The sequence below is a fragment of the Streptomyces sp. NEAU-YJ-81 genome, assembly GCF_017592595.1.
Lineage (GTDB): Bacteria > Actinomycetota > Actinomycetes > Streptomycetales > Streptomycetaceae > Streptomyces > Streptomyces hygroscopicus_B.
Genome location: NZ_JAGFNO010000037.1, coordinates 13,046 through 28,749 on the forward strand (window position 1 = coordinate 13,046; position 15,704 = coordinate 28,749).

At 65.8% G+C, this 15,704-nt stretch carries 16 protein-coding genes and 6 pseudogenes; 7 read left to right on the forward strand and 15 right to left on the reverse strand.

Annotated features, from left to right (window positions below; genetic code table 11):
* Window positions 1–34 precede the first annotated feature (34 nt).
* Together J5X86_RS43550 and J5X86_RS43555 are read left to right on the forward strand one after the other, a co-directional pair.
* Complete coding sequence (locus tag J5X86_RS43550; RefSeq protein WP_208522162.1) at window positions 35–925, forward strand: TIGR03619 family F420-dependent LLM class oxidoreductase; 891 nt, start codon at window positions 35–37, stop codon at window positions 923–925.
* Between the two features lie 363 nt (window positions 926–1,288).
* Entirely contained in the window at window positions 1,289–2,038 is a 750-nt protein-coding gene (locus J5X86_RS43555) for a transposase family protein (protein ID WP_208522163.1), read from the forward strand.
* A gap of 1 nt (window position 2,039) precedes the next feature.
* On the opposite strand, the pseudogene J5X86_RS43560 reads toward J5X86_RS43555, so the two are convergent.
* From J5X86_RS43560 to J5X86_RS43610, 11 genes and pseudogenes are all read right to left on the reverse strand, one after another.
* Window positions 2,040–2,240: pseudogene (locus J5X86_RS43560) on the reverse strand (L-asparagine permease); the annotation flags it as partial.
* A gap of 158 nt (window positions 2,241–2,398) precedes the next feature.
* Window positions 2,399–2,817: pseudogene (locus J5X86_RS43565) on the reverse strand (transposase family protein); the annotation flags it as partial.
* Between the two features lie 485 nt (window positions 2,818–3,302).
* Window positions 3,303–3,800 (reverse strand): SRPBCC domain-containing protein, encoded by a 498-nt coding sequence (locus tag J5X86_RS43570; protein ID WP_208522164.1) that lies wholly within the window; start codon window positions 3,798–3,800, stop codon window positions 3,303–3,305.
* Window positions 3,793–4,311: a VOC family protein gene (locus J5X86_RS43575; protein WP_208522165.1), complete on the reverse strand. Its 519-nt coding sequence runs from the start codon at window positions 4,309–4,311 to the stop codon at window positions 3,793–3,795. The genes J5X86_RS43570 and J5X86_RS43575 overlap by 8 nt, the downstream gene beginning before the upstream one ends.
* Window positions 4,312–4,376: 65 nt before the next feature.
* Window positions 4,377–5,111 (reverse strand): RraA family protein, encoded by a 735-nt coding sequence (locus J5X86_RS43580; protein WP_208522166.1) that lies wholly within the window; start codon window positions 5,109–5,111, stop codon window positions 4,377–4,379.
* Window positions 5,108–6,313, reverse strand: a complete 1,206-nt coding sequence (locus J5X86_RS43585) for a DUF3500 domain-containing protein (RefSeq protein ID WP_308124904.1) — start codon at window positions 6,311–6,313, stop codon at window positions 5,108–5,110. Before J5X86_RS43585 ends, J5X86_RS43580 begins: the two co-directional genes overlap by 4 nt.
* A gap of 14 nt (window positions 6,314–6,327) precedes the next feature.
* A complete protein-coding gene (locus J5X86_RS43590; protein WP_208522167.1) occupies window positions 6,328–7,122 on the reverse strand; it encodes an SDR family NAD(P)-dependent oxidoreductase in 795 nt (264 codons plus the stop codon).
* Between the two features lie 74 nt (window positions 7,123–7,196).
* Window positions 7,197–7,589 carry a nuclear transport factor 2 family protein gene (locus J5X86_RS43595; protein WP_208522168.1) on the reverse strand — a complete coding sequence of 131 codons (393 nt, stop codon included), beginning with the start codon at window positions 7,587–7,589 and terminating at the stop codon, window positions 7,197–7,199.
* Window positions 7,590–7,594: 5 nt separating this feature from the next.
* Window positions 7,595–8,473 carry a fumarylacetoacetate hydrolase family protein gene (locus J5X86_RS43600; RefSeq protein WP_208522169.1) on the reverse strand — a complete coding sequence of 293 codons (879 nt, stop codon included), beginning with the start codon at window positions 8,471–8,473 and terminating at the stop codon, window positions 7,595–7,597.
* A 131-nt stretch (window positions 8,474–8,604) separates the two neighbouring features.
* A complete protein-coding gene (locus J5X86_RS43605) occupies window positions 8,605–9,543 on the reverse strand; it encodes a LysR family transcriptional regulator (protein ID WP_208522170.1) in 939 nt (312 codons plus the stop codon).
* A gap of 675 nt (window positions 9,544–10,218) precedes the next feature.
* Window positions 10,219–10,460 (reverse strand): annotated as a pseudogene (locus J5X86_RS43610) (integrase core domain-containing protein); the annotation flags it as partial.
* A gap of 14 nt (window positions 10,461–10,474) precedes the next feature.
* Here J5X86_RS43610 and J5X86_RS43615 point away from each other — a divergent pair.
* From J5X86_RS43615 to J5X86_RS43625, 3 genes and pseudogenes are all read left to right on the forward strand, one after another.
* Complete coding sequence (locus J5X86_RS43615; protein WP_208522172.1) at window positions 10,475–10,735, forward strand: S9 family peptidase; 261 nt, start codon at window positions 10,475–10,477, stop codon at window positions 10,733–10,735.
* Window positions 10,736–10,778: 43 nt separating this feature from the next.
* A pseudogene (locus tag J5X86_RS53105) lies at window positions 10,779–10,853 on the forward strand (hypothetical protein); the annotation flags it as partial.
* A gap of 11 nt (window positions 10,854–10,864) precedes the next feature.
* Window positions 10,865–11,683: an NAD(P)/FAD-dependent oxidoreductase gene (locus J5X86_RS43625; protein ID WP_243983006.1), complete on the forward strand. Its 819-nt coding sequence runs from the start codon at window positions 10,865–10,867 to the stop codon at window positions 11,681–11,683.
* 479 nt (window positions 11,684–12,162) lie between these two features.
* Here J5X86_RS43625 and J5X86_RS43630 read toward each other — a convergent pair.
* The 4 genes and pseudogenes from J5X86_RS43630 to J5X86_RS43645 all read right to left on the reverse strand — a co-directional run.
* Window positions 12,163–12,697: pseudogene (locus tag J5X86_RS43630) on the reverse strand (transposase family protein); the annotation flags it as partial.
* Window positions 12,622–13,011: a transposase gene (locus J5X86_RS52660; protein ID WP_308124905.1), complete on the reverse strand. Its 390-nt coding sequence runs from the start codon at window positions 13,009–13,011 to the stop codon at window positions 12,622–12,624. The pseudogene J5X86_RS43630 and the gene J5X86_RS52660, both read right to left, overlap by 76 nt.
* 149 nt (window positions 13,012–13,160) lie before the next feature.
* Window positions 13,161–13,871, reverse strand: a complete 711-nt coding sequence (locus J5X86_RS43640) for an alpha/beta fold hydrolase (RefSeq protein WP_208522175.1) — start codon at window positions 13,869–13,871, stop codon at window positions 13,161–13,163.
* Between the two features lie 221 nt (window positions 13,872–14,092).
* Window positions 14,093–14,257, reverse strand: a pseudogene (locus tag J5X86_RS43645) (response regulator transcription factor); the annotation flags it as partial.
* A gap of 129 nt (window positions 14,258–14,386) precedes the next feature.
* Between J5X86_RS43645 and J5X86_RS43650 the strand changes: the two are divergent.
* The gene (locus J5X86_RS43650; RefSeq protein WP_208522177.1) at window positions 14,387–15,484 is read left to right on the forward strand and encodes an integrase core domain-containing protein; all 1,098 of its coding nucleotides are present in this window, start codon (window positions 14,387–14,389) and stop codon (window positions 15,482–15,484) included.
* Window positions 15,481–15,672 carry a hypothetical protein gene (locus J5X86_RS43655; protein WP_208522178.1) on the forward strand — a complete coding sequence of 64 codons (192 nt, stop codon included), beginning with the start codon at window positions 15,481–15,483 and terminating at the stop codon, window positions 15,670–15,672. The genes J5X86_RS43650 and J5X86_RS43655 overlap by 4 nt, the downstream gene beginning before the upstream one ends.
* The last annotated feature ends 32 nt before the right edge of the window (window positions 15,673–15,704 follow it).

Sequence of the window (15,704 nt, forward strand, 5' to 3'; positions counted from 1 at the left end):
CAAACGGTTGACGGATCGCCGAAAGGACTCGCCAATGAAGCTTGGTTTCACACTTCCCATAATCGGGCCCGCTATCAGCAGCGCCGCTGGCCTGAGCGCCTTTTGCCGCGGAATTGAGGACCTTGGCTACGACACGCTGTGGGTCGGCGATCGCCTGGTCCAGCCGGTCGAGATGCATAGCATCTATCCGGGCAAAGAGCAGCCGTACCCGCCGCAGATGAAGCGTTACCTCGACCCGGTGCTGCTGTGGACCGTCGCCGCGACGGCGACCAGCCGGGTGCGGCTGAATGCCAGCACGCTCAGCACCTTCTACTGGGAGCCACCGCACCTGGCCCGGATGCTGACCACGCTCGACGTGCTCAGCGACGGCCGTCTCGAAGTCGGTGTGGGACTCGGGTGGATGAAGGACGAGCACGACATCTCCCGCAGCGCGGACTGGCACCGGCGCGGGCGGATGCTCGATGACCTGCTGGCATTCCTGCACGAGTGGTGGACGGCCAACCCGGTTTCCTGGGACAGCGAGTTCTTCTCACTGCCGCCGGTCCACGCCGACCTGCGACCGGTGCAAGCTGGCGGGCCGCCCATCTGGATCGGCGGCGCCAGCGAGGCCGCGATGCGCCGGGTCGGCCGCAGCGCCACCGGCTGGCTGGGGGTCGATTTCCTCCCGGACGAGGTCGCCGACCAATTGTGGTCGCTCGCGCGCAAGGCGGCGCAGGAGGCCGGCCGCGATCCCGGCGCGCTGAAGAAGGCCATACGTATCAATCTCGAACCGGGCACGTCCGTTGATTCGCTGGCCGACAAGCTCAAGCGCTTGGCCGAGTCCGGCGCGGACGAGGCGTTCGTGGACGCCTTCGCACCGTTCCCCGACCTTGAACAGATGCTTGACTTCGCCAGACAGGTGATCGCGCGCACCGGTCGGTTGTGACCACTCAAGAGCAGGACGACCAAGGACGTCCTCGCCTGGTTGCACGTCGGGAACGCGGCCATCGGAGCCTTCCATAAAGGTGACGTGACGAAGGGGAGATGCCCTGTTGGGCACGTCACGTCACTTTAGGAAGGTGAAGGGGTACGCGCGAACATCGCGTGGCCTTTCGATTCGGGTCTTCCGACGGTTGCTCTCCGCGGGTGGGCCCCGGGCCCGTATTCGGTTGGGTGATCACTGAGCGTTCTCAACGAGGCCACTGTTTGGACGAGACCGACAGCGTCGAGCGGAGGGCCGCAACGGACAGGGCACCCGTGCCGTTGGAGGAGGTGTTCGAAGTCTCAACCCATCGGCAGAGGAGCCCTGTTGGTCCCCTATCCTGCCGCACTCGACCTTCCGCATGCCCTGGTCGAGTGGGTCACGATGCTCATCGTCACCCGCGAGGGTGACCGGCGGTGCAAACTCCCGCCGCACCAGCGCGCGCTCGTCGCTCTGGTGTACCTTCACCGCCACGACACCCTCACCCGGATCGCGTCCGGCTTCGGGGTATCCGTCGGCACCGTCCACGCGTATGTCACCGCCGTGGCCGATCTGCTCGCCGAACGGGCCCCGGGCCTGCTCAAGACTCTGCGCGAGCGTGATCCGGAGTTCGTCCTACTGGACGGCACTCTCGCCGAGTGCGACCGCCCCGGCGACAGCCGGGCGGACTACTCGGCCAAGCATCGCCGTCACGGCGTGAACGTGCAGGTCGTCACGGATCCCGCTGGTGAGGTGCTGTGGATTTCGCCCGCGCTGCCGGGCCGCACTCACGACCTGACAGCGGCCCGCACCCACTGCATCATCTGGATCTGCGAACGCCAGGGCGTCCCGATCCTCGCCGACCGCGCCTACCAGGGCGCCGGCCCCTGGGTGACCACCGGACTTAAACGCCCACCGGGCGGTGAACTGACCCTCACCCAGCGCACCGTCAACCGTGCCCTGGCCGCCGCGAGGGCACCGGTCGAACGCGGTATGGCACGGCTGAAATCCTGGCAGATCTTCCGCAGATCCCGCATCAGCCCCAACCGCATGACCGTCATCACCAAAGCTGTCCTCACCCTGGAGAGGCAACGCTGAAAACGCTCAGTGACGGGCCCACGGAGCTCAGACGCCCACCGGCGCCCAGGAACAACCCGGTACCGATGGCGCCGCCGATCGCAATCATGTTGATGTGCCGCGGCTTGAGGTCCTTATGGTAGCCGTGGTCGCCGGTGTCCGAGGACCGGCTACTTGGCCGGCCGACCACGGAGACGTCGGCTTTGGCGGTGCGGTAGCTCATGACGAAGATCACCTTCGCAGCGGGGGGGAACGCACTCCGGCCCTTTGCCGGTGTACAGAACTGAAATTCTGTCAACCAGACGATCTACAGGGATATGCATCTGAGGTAATTCTGAGGTTGCAGAATTGCGGGTGAAAAAGTGAATGCGCCGTGAAGTACCCGTCGCCGCTCGCACGCCGATGCGCCCATGCTGCCGGTACTGAGTACGCACGGGCAGAAAGAACTGCCCTATTCTCAGCGTCGATGATTCCGTGGGTGCGGGCAGCCTTTGTCGTGGACTGCTCCAAGCAGGGCGGGTGAGGCCCACAGCAGCCGGCCGCGCGGGTCGGCGCGGCCAGGACATCGATGGCCTCGGCGATGTACCGGTAGGCGGTGGTGGTGCCGATGTGGAACCCGGGGCGAGCTGAGCGCAGGTGTGGCCGGAGCCCAGGTACACGAGCACGAGCAGGGCCTGGCGGCCCGCACTCACCCGGCACCACCACCGTGTCCCGCATTCCCGGCGGTGGGCCCGAAGGCGGGCGGAGAGGAAGCGCAGGGCCGAGGTGGACACATCGACACCGGACGAGTGGACAAGCACGCGGAAGCTCCTGGCAGGACAGCTGATCTCGACAATCACCCGTCTACCAGGAGCTCCGTCACGTCCAGGAACCGCACTTCGCCCAACTGGGCCCGCCCAGCTGGCCAGGTTGGAAAACGCTCACTGCCTCCAGAACCACAAACTGTTCGACAAAGGCACAGCCTTTCCGGCCTCACTCGCCAGGGCAGCTTGACGAGTTGAGGGCCTGAGGTGTCTTCTTCGGCCTCGCCGCCGCCCTCTGCTGCTACAAACGCCTCCTCAAACTGACCATGCAGGACACGGTGTAAGCCAAAACGATGCCGATGAACCGATCCCACATCCTGGCTGGACGAACGGCGATCGGCCTGCCTGGTGCGTATCATCACTGTGCCGGCCGCTGCACCTTCCTCCCGTCCTTCCTCTGAGCGCGTACCGTGCGGAACGCGTCGATGGCGAGGCGGCGGCTCGGCTACCGCACCGAACAATGAGCAGAACCCGATGCGGGTTCATCCCTGAGGTGCGCCGGCGCGCCCGGTCGCGACCTCGGCAAGGTCCGCGAGAAGCTTCTCGTGGGTGCGCCAGAACACGTCGGGCGCGGGCTTCGCCAGTTCGATCCAGAACGGGCCCTGCATCGTCTCCTCGGTCCACAGGTGGCATCCCCTGGGAGTGGGCGTGATGATCCAGGCGTGGTACGCCTTGGAGCCTTCCGCGGCCTTGGGATAGCCGCCCCAGGCGATGCGCTTCATGGGTTCGAACTCCTGCACGGATGCGAAGACGTCCTGACCGGCCAGGTTGGTCTCGAACTGCGTGCCGAGGCGCAGCGAATTATGGCCGTCCAGTAGTTCGACGTGTTCCACGCCCGGGTAGAAGCTGGGCCACGCCCGGTGGTCCACCAGCAGGGACCAGATCTTCTCGGGAGAGGCCGCGACCTCGAGTTCGTTGGTGAAGTGGATAGGCGAGCGGCTGGGAACCATGTCCGCGGGCCAGTTTATGGCTTCAAACACGTCGACTCCTAAGATTTGCCTGAATATGCAGGGGAGTACTGGTCAGCGATGCGGATTCGCCCTCCCCGTCCCGTTCGGGGAACTGGACCAGCTCGACGATGTTGCCGTCCGGGTCGTAGCCGTACGCGACGTGGAGCATGCCCATCGCGTCAATCGGCGCGTCGTTCTGGAACCTCATGCCGGCCGCTGTCAGCCGCTCGAACTCGGCGTGTATGTCGGTCACTTCGAAGCACACGTGGGTGTATCCGTGATCGTTGATCCGCCACTGCGGGTCGCGCGGCTTCGGGGTGGGGTGGGTGTACTCGAACAGTTCAAGGTGGGCGTTTCCACCGCGCAGGTAGACGAACTTCGCCGCGGATCCGTCGAGTCCGACAATTCTGTCGCACAGCTCGTCGCCCTGGTCCCAGCCGAATCGCAGCACCTCCTCAAGCCCGAAGAGGTCACAGTAGAAGTCCTTGAGCCGCTCCAGGTCGGGAGTGGAGATTGCCGCGTGATGAATTCCGATGATCACGATGGATCCTTTCCGTGGACCGACGGGGCCGGGTCCGACACCGTCGGCCACCCGTCGAAAGACGCCTACGCGCGGCCGCCGTAGAGCTGGTTGATAACGTCGGACATGGGAAGACCGGCAGCGATGTCCGCGAACATCTGTTCCTCCTTCTTGTCGATCGCCTCGCAGCGTGCGGCCACCTCGCCCGCCAGAGCGACCGGCACGAAGCAGACACCGGTTTCGTCGGCGATCACCAGATCGCCGGGTTCGACGGTGACGCCGGCCACGGCGATCGTCGCGTTGATCTCGACTGAGTTACCGCGCCACTTCCCGGTCTCGGGGCTGATGTCGCGGCTCCAGATGGGGAACCCGCGCCGTCGCGACTGCCCTACATCCCGGACAGCCCCGTCGACCACGGCACCGGCGAGCCGGCCCCGTCGTGCCGTCGCCGCGACGATGCCGCCCATGTTCGACACCCCGGGAAGCCCCGAGATGACCAGCACGTCGCCGGGTTCCGCCAGTTCGACGAGGTGAATCTCGGCCATCAGCCAGTTGCCGTCGGTGACCGCCCGGTGCGTGTCCATCCTGGACGGCACGTTTCGGAGCGTCACCGCACGACCGACAACACGCTCATCGGGGAGCGTGGGGAGGAGGGTCGAGGCACCGACACATCCGTGGATACCGAGAGCGTCCAGGGCATCGGCCACCGTGGCCGACATATCCTCCAGCGCGAGGAACCGCTCGACGATGCCGTCGGGCAGCGCTGCGGGATTCGAGTGCACATCGACCCAGTCGAAGTGCTGTCCTGTGGTTTCCGTCATGACTGTACGTCCTCCTCATAGTGGTGATTCACGGCTGTCTCGGCGCTGTGCCACGCCTGACGGTGTCCGGCCAGGACATCCCCGCCGAAGTCGTTGGACAGGTGGCGTACGACCCCGTGAGCGTGGTTGCCGCCCCGAGCGGTGTTGTCCCACTCGATGAGGAACCCGCCGCCCTGCACCCGGTAGTAGTTCGCAACGCCGGCCTCAAGCGATCCGGCCCAGGCGAAATGCAGTTCGTCGATGGCCCACCTCGGCGCCAAACCGTCGGGCAGCCCATCGTGATACGTCCGCATCAGAAGATCGAGCAGGTCCCTCTGCCCCCTGTCGAGATCGGTCCCGGGTATTCCCTTCGGCACAGATGTCACCGACAACAGAGCGTGGTCCCGCGGCCCGTATCCCGTCTGCCGGTCGAGAGCGTTCCCGCCCCTGCGCATACGCTCCATCAACTCATCGTCACCAGGGCGCCGCCGAAAGATCTCGGACAGGTTCATCATGGTCGCGCCCTCCTCGAAGGACGACCGATTCCCCATGACGATGTCGGCGGGCGCCCGGTCGAGCAGAACCGCCTCAGCCCGGGCATCGGGCGACAACGACGTGACAAGATCTCTGGCCGTCGACTGGAACGCCCCCAGCGGATCGAGTCTCACGCCGCCGGGCAGCGTCGTGACCGCCGGGTCCAAGCCGAAGAAGCGCGGCGTGGCGGACCGCACCTCCCCCGCGACAACCAGGAAGTTCAGCGAAATGTGATGTCCGCCGAACCGCCAACCCCAAACCCCCCCACCCTCCGGATCGCCGAACACCCGGAGGTAGTACCGGGAAGGATCACGCCCCCGCCGGGTATCGAACTCCGAGCCGAACCCCTCCACCCGGTCGAGGATGTTCTCGGTGCCGATGATCGTCGAGACGAGGTCGTAGCCCTCGGGGGACAGTCCAGACGCCACAAGCTGCATCGCACGCCGCTGCTGCCACGCGAACTGGGCGTTGAACGCCAGTCCGCCATGATCCGTCGGCGTGTAGAACCACCGCCGTCGCTCCGCCTCGTGCTCACTACCGGGCGGCCCCCACCAGGCCAGGGTGCGCTGCTCGTCGTCGAGGTCGGCCAGCCAGGCCATCGCGGCCCGCGACATGGCCTGGGCCACCGTCTTCGCCGCCGCGCCCAGCTCAGCCGGCATCTGCCTCAACTCTCCAAGGTCCGCACCCATGTGCTCCTGCCACGTCAGTAGAAGATCGGTCCGCGCAGGCCGCCGCCGGCGGCGACGGCGTCGCCGTTGATCGCCACGCTGAGCGGCGAGGCCAGGAAGGCCACCACGTGCGCGACCTCGGACGGCTGGATGAGGCGGCCGACGCTCACGTCGGCAGCGAGTTCCTCGGCGATCTCGGCCTCGGTCAGCCCGCGCGCCGCAGCGCTGTTACGGATCACGGTCTGCACGCCCGCGGTCTCGGTCACCCAGGGGTGAACGACCGTCACATTGACCCCCTGCGGGCCGAGTTCGTCCGCCAGGTTTTTGGCCACCGCGGCGACCGCAACGTTGCGAACCGAGCCGAAGACGGATCCCGTGCGGCGCATCGCGAGCCCGCCGATGTTGATGATCCGACCCCAACCGCGCTCGACCATCTGGGGCGCGACGGCCCGCGCGCAACGCAGATAGCCCAGGACCTTCGTCTCCATCTCGAAGCGGAGATCATCGTCGTCGAGGGCCAGGAGACCCGTCGCAGGGCCTCCCCCCGCCTTGGCCGCCCCGTTCACGAGGACGTCGACACCCCCGAACTGCTGCGTCACCGCCGCGACTGCGGACTCGACCTGCCGGTCCTGGGACGTGTCCGCCACGACACCGATGGCGTCGTGCCCCGCGGCCCGAAGCCCGGCCGCCGCGCTCTCGACGGCGTCGGCGTCCCGGGCGAGAAGTGCGACCCGCGCTCCCTCGCGGGAGAGTTCCTCGGCGACCGCGTACCCCAGTCCCCGGCTTCCACCGGTTATCAGGGCTCTCTTGCCATCAAGCCTCAAGTCCACCGTTACTGCTCCTTGTCGATCCGATGCCGACGCACATGTGCCTGCCCGTCGAATCCGTGCACCCTCCGACGGACCTACCCAAGGCCAAGGACGCGGCGCCACTGCCACGTGTCGCTGTACTGCTGGAAACGCACGATCGTGTCGCCGTCGAAGTCCCACACGTGGGCGAAGATCGCGTCGAGTTTGGCTCCGGCCTTGGTGACCCCGACGTAGCGTCCCTGCACCAGGACGGTGTCTCCCCCGTCGACGATGCGGGAGACGTTGATGTGGAACTCCGCGAAGTCCCTCTCGTGCGAGTCGAACACGGTCTTCTGGATCGCCTCGCGACCCTTGAGCGGTGCGCCCGGGGAGTAGGGCACGTTCTCCGCCTCGATCCACGGCGCGTGGGGGGAGAGCTTCTCGAAGACCACTCCGAAGTTGCCCTCGGCCAAATGCTTGTACATGTACTCGACATGCGCCTTGCTCATGATCCCTACCATCCTCGGTTGTGGTTGAAATTGTGGGGAGCGGACACCGCGGTCGGCGCGACGACGCGGTTGCGGAGCACACCGACGCCTTCGAGTTCGACCTCGACGACCTGTCCGGCCCGCAGATAACGGCCGCTTGAGGCTCCTACGCCTCCAGGGGTGCCGGTCAGGATCACATCGCCGCGGTGCAGCGTGGTGTATTGGCTGATCGTTGACACGAGCTGTGCAACGGAGAAGTGCATCTGCGCAGTGCTGGACTGTTGGCGTGTCTCCCCGTCGACCAGCGTGCGCAGAGCTAGTTCCCGGCCCTCGCGGGCACTGTCCGCGGTCAGGAGCGCCGGCCCGAGCGGCTTGAACCCGTCGAACCCCTTCGCCAATCCCACGTTGGGTCCGGACACGAGGGGGTTGCTTCCGTTCTGGACGTCCCTGGCGCTCACGTCATTGGCGGCGGTGATCCCGGCCACGTGATCCCAGGCCGCTGCCTCGGACACATCGCACGCCGGCGTACCGATGACCACCGCTACCTCTCCTTCGTAGTCCACCGCCGTCTCCGCTATCCGGGGCAACCGGATGTCGGCGCCGGGGCCAGTGACCGCGGAAGCCGCCGTCAGATGCACTCGCGGGACCGTGGGGAGTGCCAACCTCATTTCGGCGGCGTGGTCCCGGTAATTCAACCCGACGATGACCATCTTTCCGGGAGCGCCGATCGGAGCTTGAACGGTGACCGTCTCCTGCTCCAGAGTGCGGACTGTCCGGGCGTGGGCGAGCAAGGGCAGCAACCCCCATTTCACGAGATCGGACAAGGAAGCGCCGCCGACCTCCAGCACCTCGTATCGGGTCCCGGTGACGCGCGCCACCCCGTCCGTTGTCTGCGAAACGAGCACCCCGACAGACTCCGTCCCATGGCATTGTCATGAACCCGCTCGACGTTGACATCGTGTCGAACGCCGACTGCACTCATGTAAGCGGCACATGGCCGGCGGGGTCCAATACTTGTTGCATCAGGTCCCGATACTCAGCAGCTATCAGGCTGTTCCTGCCGGCCCGGCCGCACGCAGCCGTGATCACCAGCAGATTCTTCACGCACGACTTTGAGGAAATTATCGAGGACCTGCGGGATAGGTCCCGAAGCCCAGACCGCGGCCACTTCTGTCGCGACAATCGCCTGCTTGAGCGGAACCCATTCGATGTATTTCGAGCTCATCCACTTCGCGGAAGCCGGTACCAGGGAAACGCCCATGCCACTGGCCACGTAGCCCAACTGGGCCTGAATGGAAGTCGCCTCCACGACCGCATGCGGCGTTATCCCGGCGGCGGACATGGCGGAGAGGGTCCGGTCGTAGTAGTACGGTGAGATCTGCCGCGATGTCATGACAAGCGGCTCGAACGCCAACTCGACGATGTCCGCGGGACGATCTCGCGCAAGCCGATGGCCGCGCGGCACTATGAGTTCGAACCGCCCCGTCAGCAGGGGGAGGACCTCAAGGCCGGCGACTGGATCGCTCTGTCGCACGAAAGCGATGTCCATCGCCCCGGTTCGCAGAGAGTCGAAGCTCTCCTGAGTCCCGGCCTCGCGGAGGTCGATGAGGACGTGGGGGTTCTCCTCACGGAACCTCGGTATGACCAGCGGAAGCACTTCCATGAACGCAAAGGGAATTCCTGCCATGCGCAGGTGGCCGAGTTCGCCCGCGGTGGCCTGGTTCACCGCGTGCCGCGCCCGGCTGACCTGATCGGAAATCTGCCGCGCCTCCAAGAGGAATACCGCACCCTCTTGTGTCAGGGTCACGCCCTTCCCCGTTCGCTCGAACAGCTTGACGCCGAGTTCCCTCTCAAGGTCCCGGATCTGTACGCTGAGGGGCGGCTGCGCTATATTCAGCCGTGCCGCGGCCCGACCAAAATTCAACTCTTCCGCCACGGCGATGAAATACCTGACGTGCCGCAACTCCATAGTCATCGTTCTCACTCCTTCGAGGCGCGGCGGCGCGGTGGTGCGCGGTCGTACTGCGTGAGTCTGTCGGCAATGGACCTGTAACGTTTTGCATCCTACGTCCTGTCCTCCTCATCGAGAGCATTCGCATTTCGAGGGCCTTCCACAAAATTTATGGATACCTCGTCCGCGCATATCGGACTGATTGCTCGGCTACCGTTCACGCAATAGCCTCGATCTTTCGTGATGGGCCGCCGACGGCGTCGGTGGCCCATTTCGTTGTCGATGGCTGAGGCGGACAGGCTGAGGGCCGAGTGTCGGCTCGGGTGGGCGCCGGGTTCCACGGCTCCGGGCCGGAACGTTTTCTCGCGTGGACGGGTGGATCCGCTGGTCAGCCCGGGTTCGGCAGAAGCGCGAGTCGTTCGAGGGCATCTGTGATCTCGCTGGTCCAGGGCCAGTGCTGGGCGAGGCGGAGCATGGGTCCGAGCCCACGGCGAAGGCGACAGGCTGAACGACGACGCGGTCGTCACGCGAGGTGTCGGCGGCGACCTCGGCCAGGAGGGTGTCCAGTTCGCGTTTCGGTGGCGTCTCGCCGCATGACGTCGACGTTCTTCAGGTGCGCCGACTCCACTCCCCGTCGTCCCGCGGCGATGATGTGCCCCGGCTTGCGTGGAGTCGAGTTGCTGGAGTCCAGGCGATCGAGGGGGTTGTCCTCAGCTCGAACCCGACCGGCGTGAGCATGCCGAGTGCGGAGTGCCGGGTTGCCGGTTGTGGAGGATTTCGAGGTACTCGAAGATTGCGTTGGCCAGTTCCAGGCGGGTGCGCCACCGACGGCGGTTGAGCAGCTCGGTCTGCATCCGGCCCCAGAACGACTCGATCATGGCGTTGCCGTAGCAATCGCCGATCGTGCCCATCGAAGGGGCCAGGCCGGACGCCGACCTCAGCCCTGACGAGATCCGTGCCTACTTCGCCGACCCGCGACGGGCAGCCCCTGCACTCCCTGGAGACGGTCAGGACACCACTGTTCATCGTGCACGGCGATGCCGACGAGGTCGTACCCGTATCGCAGGCTGAGGAGCTGACCGAGCGAGCGGGCCAACTGGGCCTCCCCGCACGTCTGGTGACCGTCCCCGGCCTGGGCCACGACAACGAACACGCAGGCGAGGACTGGCCCGAACTGTGGTCCCAGATCGGCGAGTTCCTGGATGGCCAGGCATGACGGGGCAGAGCGTTCGCACGGACGGGTGATCATCGGTGCGGGCATGTCGGGCCTGTGCCAGGCGGTGGAGTTCAGCAAGGCCAAGCTGAACTTCGTCGTCCTGGAGAAGGCGGACAGCCTCGGCGGCACATGTACTCGTGCTCGTTCGAGCGCAACCCGGGCTGGAGCTCCGCCTACGCCAGGCAACCCGAAATCCTCTCCTACCTGCGCAGGTTGGCCCAGCGACGTGGGCTACTGCCGCACATCCGCTTCGGCCCCGATGTGACGGGCGCCCGCTGGAAGAAGGCGACGAGCAGATGGACGGTGACCACGGCGGACGGGACGACATACGTCTGCCGCTTCCTGATCCTCGGCGTGGGAGGCCTGCACACGCCACAGACGCCGACGCTGCCAGGGGCGGACGAGTTCTCCGGCGCGGTATGGCACTCATCCTGCTGGAACCATGATGTAGACCTCACCGGCAAGCATGTGGCGGTCGTGGGAGTGGGCGCCTCCGGGATCCGGATCATCCCCGAACTGACGGCGCAGGCCGCCCAACTGACGGTCTTCCAACGCACACCGGCCTGGGTACTGCCGAAACTGGACACCCCACACCCCACTTGGCGCAAAAAACTCTTCCGCGCGCTGCCGTGGGCACAGGCCCTGCACCGACTACGCATCTACCTGGCCCGTGAGAAGCGGGGCATCGGTTTCCACCACCGCCCGGACGCGCTGAGGGTGGCGGAGGACGTGGTACGCGGCCAGATCGATAAACACATCGACGACCCGGGCCTACGCAAGACGCTCACCCCGACCTACCGCTTCGGGTGCAAACGGGTCCTGCTCTCCAACGACTACTACCGGTCCCTCAACGCCCCCCCCGCGTCCAGGTGGTCTCCGGCAGCCCAGCCGCCCTACGCCCCCAGGCAATCGTGGACGAGACCGGCACAGACCATAAAACCGACGTGATCATCTACGCGACCGGCTTCGACCTGGCAGGCTCCTTCAACCGGATATACATCGAAGGAACCGACGGACGCCTACTGGAAGACACCTGGCGCCGCACGGGCATGACCGCCTAAACGGCGTCGCCGTATCGGGCTTCCCCAACATATTCCTCCTCCTGGGCCCCAACGGTTTCGTCCCCTACACCGGCGTAGTACAGAACATCGGGGCCCAGGCCCGCCACGTCATACCAGCCATCCGAGCCGTCCGTTCCTCCCGCGCACGAGCCCTCGACGTACGCCCGGCCGCCGAACAAAACTTCCAAACCGCCGTACGCAAGCAGTACGACCGCACCGTATGGGCCGTGGGCGGCTGCCGAAGCTGGTACGCGTCGGACTCGGCGGCGGGGACGGTGCTGTGGCCGGACTCGACGTGGGCGTATCGGTGGCGGCTGCGAAGGGTGCGCAGGGAGGATTACGAGTTTCAGTGGGCCTTTTTCAACCTCAGTTTGAGCAGTTCAGGTGAAGGGTGAGGACTGTCTGGACGGGGTTGGTGATGGGGGTGGTGGAGCATCGCGGCTTGCGCGGGAACCGCCAGGTCTTGAGGGTGGCCATGGCCTGTTCGGCGAGTGCGCGGATCTTCGCGTGTGAGCGGTTGGCTCCCTGCTGACCTGCGGAGAGCGTCTCCCAGCGACCCCAGTAGGGCACCCGTATGATGCCGCCGGCACCTCGGTAGCCCTTGTCGGCCCAGCACTCCACATCTGCTTCCTCCAAAGCGTCGATGATGCCGTGGGTGCGGGCAGCCTTGATGTCGTGGACTGCTCCGGGCAGGACGGGTGAGGCCCACAGCAGCCGACCGCGCGGGTCGGTGACCACCACGTTCATCCCGTGCTTCCTGTGTTTCGGCACGCTGCTGCCGATCGACCGGATCGCTGCCGACCGGCAGCAGCGTGCCGTCCAGGATCACGAACGCCTTGGCGGAGGCGGTCCTCGCCGCTTCGGCGAGGACCGGCGCAGGCGCCGGAAGTACGTCAGCAGCGACGGATCGAACGCCATGTCGTACAAGCCCAGCCCGCACGCAGCCTTCCACCGCAGATCACACCGCAGTTCCTGGACCGTCTGGAAGTCCGACAGCCCCTGCATGCTCTGCAGAACCACCGTCGCGGCCAGGACCTGCGGCGGCAGACTCGGCCGTCCGTTGGAGGAGGGATACATGTCCGCGAACATCGACGGCGGGAACAACGCCTCCCGGTGCTCGGCCAGGAACGCGAACACGCTCTCGGCCGGGATCAACTCCCGGCAGGTCTCCCACGCATCCGGCCCGACCATCTCCCCGGCCCACTCCCCCTGCATGGCTACAAGACCGGCCCCGGCCCTGCCGGGCCGGGGCCAGAACCCGCAACATTTTCAGTGATCTTCTAGGTCGCATCCGATGCAGAAGTCAGGACACCTTCCTGGCGAGCGAGCGTACAGCTCGGCGATTCAGTTCTTACGATAAGAACTCATCCGTTCAGAATGGCCTTGGCGAGCTCGTCGGGATGAGTCAGCATGCCTTCGTGCGTCCCAGGAACCATGATGGGCTCCAAGCCGAGTCGCGCCGCGAACTCGGCACCTGACCGGGGAAGCGCCTGATCGTCCTCTCCGAGGATATACCGGGCAGGTATGCCGAGTTCCGACACGCTCGGGATGTCCAGGGCGTCCAGGAAGTAGTTTCCAGGCTGCGGTGTCAGCAGATCCGCGACCAGCCGCTGAGTGCTCTCTTCGACGCCTTGCATGAAGGACATGCTCTGGACGAATTGCGGTGTGGGCACGATCGCGCGTGTCGGCGAGGCATCGATCAGACCTCGCTGCATTGCCGCGGCCTCCGCGGGAAGGTCATCTATCATCGACCTGCCACGCACCGGCACATGCGCACTGTAGTAGATGACCTCCGAGACCTTGTCCGACAGGCGGTGCGCGGCACCGGCCATCGGATATCCACCCCAACTGTGCCCCACAAGTGTCACGTTGGTGAGTTCTTGCCGCTCCACCTCGAACACCACGTGGTCCACCGCATCCTGGAGGTCATGGCCTGCGGGATCGTCACCGTGTCCAAGGCCGGGAAGAGTGAGGCAGATAGCTTGGTGCCCAGCCCCACGCAGCCGCTCGGCCACTGGGCTCCAAGCCCACCCACCATGCCAGGCACCCGGAATGAGAACATACGTCGAAGTCATATGTTGATTCCTAAACTAGATTTACCATCTTGAGTACTGCCTGCGCTGCAACTGCACTGGCCTGACGATGCATGCCGAACTCGACGGTGGTGAGTACCCCACCGACGTTCGCATCAGCGATGAGGCCATACTTTTCCCATGCTCCGTCCGGCAGTGCCGGTGTGTCCCGTCGACGAAAGCGACATCGCGGGTGGCTCACGCCTCCAGCGGTCGACCGCATGTCAGATGAGACCGGTGCGTATCGCGAACGAGACAAGATGCGCACGATTATGCAGGTTCATCCGCTTCATCAGGCTGTGCAATACGTTTTTGATGGTGCGCTCGGAGTACGAAAGCTTCACCGCGATCTGCGCAAGTTCCTCACCCTCCGCGATAAGGCGCAGCACTGCCCTTGCCGAAAATATCATCCGCCCTGGTGGGAGGCGGTGTGCGCGGTGTACGGGAGGTCGGCCGGCGTAGTCGCCCGATCGGGCGCTCTCGCGAGGCCGGCGCTCGCGGCGGCAAGATGATCGACCGTGCTGCTGCGACTGGCCTACCTGGGCGTGGCGAATGCGTTCGCCACGCTGCGCCTGCTACCGATGGGCGAGCGGGACAAGACTGTCGGGACACTCGCCTTGCGCCACCAGATCGTGGTGCTGGAACGCCAACTCGGCAAGGAGCGGGTGCGGTTCGCCCCGAGCGACCGGGCATTTCTGGCGGCGCTGCTGCACCGGCTTCCCATGGACGTGCTCCGCGGGGTGCGGCTGCTGGTGCGGCCGGACACGGTGCTGCGCTGGCACCGCGACCTGCTCGCACACCGCCATGCTGCCGCCTCCCGGCCTAAGCGCTCGGGGCGGCCTCGGACCGTGCACTCGGTGCGGGCCCTGGTGTTGCGCCTGGCGCGGGAGAATCCTGGCTGGGGGTATCGGCGCCTGCACGGTGAACTGCTCGTCCTGGGCGTGAAGGTGGCCGCTTCCACCGTCTGGGAGGTCCTGCAAGAGGCTGGCATCGATCCAGCGCCCGAGCGGTCCTCCAGCACGTGGGCGGACTTCCTACGCTCCCAGGCCGACGCCCTGCTGGCCTGTGACTTCTTCGAAACGGTCACCTTGTCCGGGGCTCGGATGTACGTGCTGGCCGTCATCGAGCACGCGAACCGACGGATCCGGGTGCTGGGTGCTGCCGCGCACCCCAATTCAGCGTGGGTGGCGCAGGCTGCGAAGAACCTTGTCATGGATCTTGAGGACGTGGGCTGCCGGGCGCGTTACATGATCAGGGACCGGGACGGGCAGTTCCCCGACCTGTTCGATGCCGTCCTGGCGGATGCGGGGATCGAGGTCGTCCTCAGCGGCGTTCAGATGCCGAGAATGAACTCGCTCATGGAACGGTGGGTACAGACCTGCAGACGGGAACTCCTGGACCGCACCTTGATCTGGAACCACCGGCACCTGCTCCACGCCCTACGAGAGTTCGAGCAGTTCTACAACACACACCGGCCGCACCAGGGCATCGCCAACGCCCGCCCGCTGCACCCGTTGCCGCCGGCCATCGCCGATCCGGAGAAGATCACCCGCCTCAACATACAACGACGTGATCGACTCGGCGGCATCCTCCACGAATACCGACATGCCGCATGACCTGGGCGGACGAGGTTTCCGGCAAGCGCAAGTGTTCGCCCGCGGGTCAGCATGGAGGAAGGCCGCCGCTTGCAGCGGATCAGCCGGACGGCGAAGGACCCGGTGCGGCTGCGGTGGGCGATCGTGTGCTGATGTCCGCCCAGGGCCAGACGGTCAAGGACACTACCTCGCTGATGCAGGAGCGTTGAGTTGCCAGGTGCTTGATCGGGGCCGTCGTTGG

Coding starts and splice junctions, on each gene's coding strand:
- J5X86_RS43625 (WP_243983006.1), top strand. CDS start 10,865: ATGTACTCGTGCTCGTTCGAGCGCAACCCGGGCTGGAGCTCCGCCTAC.
- J5X86_RS43655 (WP_208522178.1), top strand. CDS start 15,481: ATGACCTGGGCGGACGAGGTTTCCGGCAAGCGCAAGTGTTCGCCCGCG.
- J5X86_RS52660 (WP_308124905.1), bottom strand. CDS start 13,011: ATGCAGGGGGAGTGGGCCGGGGAGATGGTCGGGCCGGATGCGTGGGAG.
- J5X86_RS43585 (WP_308124904.1), bottom strand. CDS start 6,313: ATGGGTGCGGACCTTGGAGAGTTGAGGCAGATGCCGGCTGAGCTGGGC.
- J5X86_RS43580 (WP_208522166.1), bottom strand. CDS start 5,111: ATGACGGAAACCACAGGACAGCACTTCGACTGGGTCGATGTGCACTCG.
- J5X86_RS43595 (WP_208522168.1), bottom strand. CDS start 7,589: ATGAGCAAGGCGCATGTCGAGTACATGTACAAGCATTTGGCCGAGGGC.
- J5X86_RS43640 (WP_208522175.1), bottom strand. CDS start 13,871: ATGACTTCGACGTATGTTCTCATTCCGGGTGCCTGGCATGGTGGGTGG.
- J5X86_RS43605 (WP_208522170.1), bottom strand. CDS start 9,543: ATGACTATGGAGTTGCGGCACGTCAGGTATTTCATCGCCGTGGCGGAA.
- J5X86_RS43550 (WP_208522162.1), top strand. CDS start 35: ATGAAGCTTGGTTTCACACTTCCCATAATCGGGCCCGCTATCAGCAGC.